Below are 2,851 nucleotides of genomic sequence, written 5' to 3'. Positions count from 1 at the left end.
ATGCCGATGAAGTCGATACCCAGCGGCTCCAGCGCCGTCAGCGCCGCACCGATCTCCGAGCCCAGCAGCATCGTGCCCGTCGTCTCGACGGTGACCTGGGCGAGGACCGGCAGGTCCAGGGCCGCCTCGGTCAGCGCCTGCTTCACGCCGAGGACGGACGCCTTGGTCTGCAGCAGGTCCTGGCTGGTCTCGATCAGCAGCGCGTCCGCGCCGCCGGCGATCAGGCCGGCCGCGTTCAGGCGGAACCCCTCGCGGATCACCTCGAAGGTGGTGTGGCCGAGCGTGGGGAGCTTGGTACCCGGGCCGATCGAGCCCAGCACCCAGCGGGTCCTGCCGTCGCGGGCGGTGTACTCGTCGGCGACCTCGCGGGCGATCCGCGCACCGGCCTCGGACAGCTCGAAGACGCGCTCCGGGATGTCGTACTCGCCCAGCGCGGCGTGGTTCGCGCCGAAGGTGTTCGTCTCCACGCAGTCCACGCCGACCGCGAAGTACGCCTCGTGCACGGACCGCACGATGTCGGGCCGGGTCACGTTGAGGACCTCGTTGCAGCCCTCCAGCTGCTGGAAGTCCTCCAGCGACGGATCCTGCGCCTGCAGCATCGTGCCCATCGCACCGTCCGCCACGACGACGCGGGAGGCGAGGGCCTCCCGCAGTTCGTTCGCGCGGTCCTGCGAGGCAGACGAGGGGACGACTGTGGCCATGGGGCTGCTCCCTGGGTGCGACGGCTGTCGGCTATGCGTCCCCATCCGGACAGGGGAGGCACCTGGCCAGGGTATCCGGACACCCCTCGGCGCACGGAACCCATTCCGCATCCTGGGCGTCCTCACCACCTGAACGGACGGGACGGGAGGGGATCACGTGCTGCGGTTGGTCCGGGCGAGGGCGGCCGGCCTGCGGGCCCGCTGGCGGGGGTGGCCGCACCGCCGCCGGGCGGTGTGGGCGGCAGGAATCGCCATGGCCCTGGCCGTCCTGCCGGTGGCGGGGGCGGCGGCCGCACTGCGCCTCGCGTACGCCGGCGACCCGGCCCCGGACGCCCGGACCAGGGGCAGGGACGCCCTCTGGCTCGGCCATGCCTGGGTGGACGGCCGAAAGGGTGATTCCGACCTGACCGCGCTCGCCGCCAGGCTGGACGGCACCGGCATCCGCAACCTCTATGTGCACACCGGACCGCTGGAGCACGACGGCTCGCTGCGCGCCGACCTCTCCCCCGGGGCGGAGCGGTTCGTGGCCGAGGTGCACCGGCGGCTGCCCGGGCTGCGGGTGCAGGCCTGGCTCGGCGACGTCGTGGAGCCGGAGAAGACCGGGCTCGACCTCGACCGGGCCGACACCCGCGACCGGGTCGCCGGCTCCGCCCGGCAGACCCTGGCGCAGGGCTTCGACGGGGTGCACCTCGACCTCGAACCGGTGCACTCCGGCTCGGCCGGCTTCCTCACCCTGCTGGACCGGGTCCACGAGGTGACCGGCGCCGCCGGGGTGCCGCTCTCGGTCGCCGCCCCGCAGATCGACCCGCTGCCGGGGATCGGCCGGGCCGGCCTCGCCCTCTCCGGCCACGGCAAGTGGTGGTCCCAGGAGTACTTCGGCCGGGTCGCGGACCGGGTCGAGCAGGTCGCCCTGATGTCGTACGACACCTCGATGCCGGTGGAGTCGCTGTACGGCGGCTACGTCGCCCACCAGACCGCACTGGCCCTGCAGGCCGTGCCGGACGACGTCGACCTGCTGATGGGCCTGCCCGCCTACTGGGAGGACACCCCCACGCACCACGGCTCCGCGGAGACGGTGGCCGCCGCCGTCCGCGGCGCACGGCTGGGCCTGGGCCCCGGCGGCCGCCGGGCCTTCGGGCTGGCCCTGTACGTGGACTTCACCGCCACGGACGCCGACTGGTCGGCGTACCGCAGCGGCTGGTGCACCTGACCCGGCCGGCCCTCGGGACGAATCGCCGAAAGCTCCGCGCACCGCAAGGATTCGGACACGACCCGTCCCAACCCCCCTCACCGAAAGTGTCGGGCTCCTCACATCTGACGATCCGTCACATCAAGTGCGTGCACTGACGGATAGGTTGGGCGAGGCGCCACCGACACGCGTGGCGGCCGAACCGAACAGGGGTGGGGACCATGATTTCCATGCGCAGGACGACCGGGCTGCTCGTCGCGGGCGCCGCAGCGGCGGCCGCCGTCGTCGGCGCCGCCGGAACGGCCTCGGCGGACACCACGACCGCCTTGTACCGCGGCAACACGCTCAACGTCGGGGACTCGATCGTCGGCACCACCGGCACCTCCACGTGGTACCAGCTGATCATGCAGGCGGACGGCAACCTCGTCGAGTACCGCTGGGACGGCGACCCGACCCAGGGCGACCAGAGCCGCAGCGTGTGCTGGGCGACCAACACCTACGGGTCCGGCGCGAACCACGCGACCTACCAGGGGGACGGCAACTTCGTGCTGTACACCCCGGGCGGCTTCGCCCCGTGGGCGTCGAACACGGCGGGCGGAGGGGGCTCGACCGTCGACATCAACTCGCACGGCGCCCTGTACGTCGGCACCAAGCGCATCTCCGGCGGGTGCTGACCGGCATCCCGCACTGACCGCCGCCCGGGCGGCGGTCAGCCGTCCAGCGGCGCCGTGTGCAGGGCGATCAGCAGCCGCCAGACCCGGGCCGCCAGGGCGGCCGGGTCGGTGTCGATCAGGCCGTGCAGCCAGTCGGCCAGCAGGCCGGTGAAGGCGGCGGCGACCGCCGAGGCCACGGTGGCCGCATGCGGCGCCCCGGCCCGCCGGCGCTCCGCCACGCTGCGCTCGCGCAGCTGGCGGTGCATCAGCTCGCCGAGCGGGCCGCCGCCGCCCGGCGTGAGCCGGGC

The 2,851-nt window shown here is 73.8% G+C and carries 3 protein-coding genes and 1 pseudogene; 2 read left to right on the top strand and 2 right to left on the bottom strand.

Going from position 1 to position 2,851, the window contains the following annotated elements; genetic code table 11:
- Positions 1-701, bottom strand: a 701-nt coding sequence (locus ACFV0G_RS37910; RefSeq protein ID WP_380557953.1) for a homocysteine S-methyltransferase family protein, incomplete at its 3' end; no start/stop codon positions are given.
- Between the two features lie 253 nt (positions 702-954).
- On the opposite strand from ACFV0G_RS37910, the gene ACFV0G_RS37905 reads away from it, so the two are divergent.
- Positions 955-1,911: a hypothetical protein gene (locus tag ACFV0G_RS37905; protein WP_380557950.1), complete on the top strand. Its 957-nt coding sequence runs from the start codon at positions 955-957 to the stop codon at positions 1,909-1,911.
- Between the two features lie 209 nt (positions 1,912-2,120).
- A complete protein-coding gene (locus ACFV0G_RS37900; protein ID WP_380557947.1) occupies positions 2,121-2,564 on the top strand; it encodes a hypothetical protein in 444 nt (147 codons plus the stop codon).
- A gap of 35 nt (positions 2,565-2,599) precedes the next feature.
- On the opposite strand, the pseudogene ACFV0G_RS37895 reads toward ACFV0G_RS37900, so the two are convergent.
- A pseudogene (locus ACFV0G_RS37895) lies at positions 2,600-2,851 on the bottom strand (TetR/AcrR family transcriptional regulator); the annotation flags it as partial.

Origin of the sequence: Kitasatospora sp. NPDC059571, from assembly GCF_042735675.1 — a bacterium.
Taxonomy (GTDB): Bacteria; Actinomycetota; Actinomycetes; order Streptomycetales; family Streptomycetaceae; genus Kitasatospora.
Note: the sequence above shows the minus strand (reverse complement) of the source record. Positions and strands in the feature narration are given on the sequence as shown.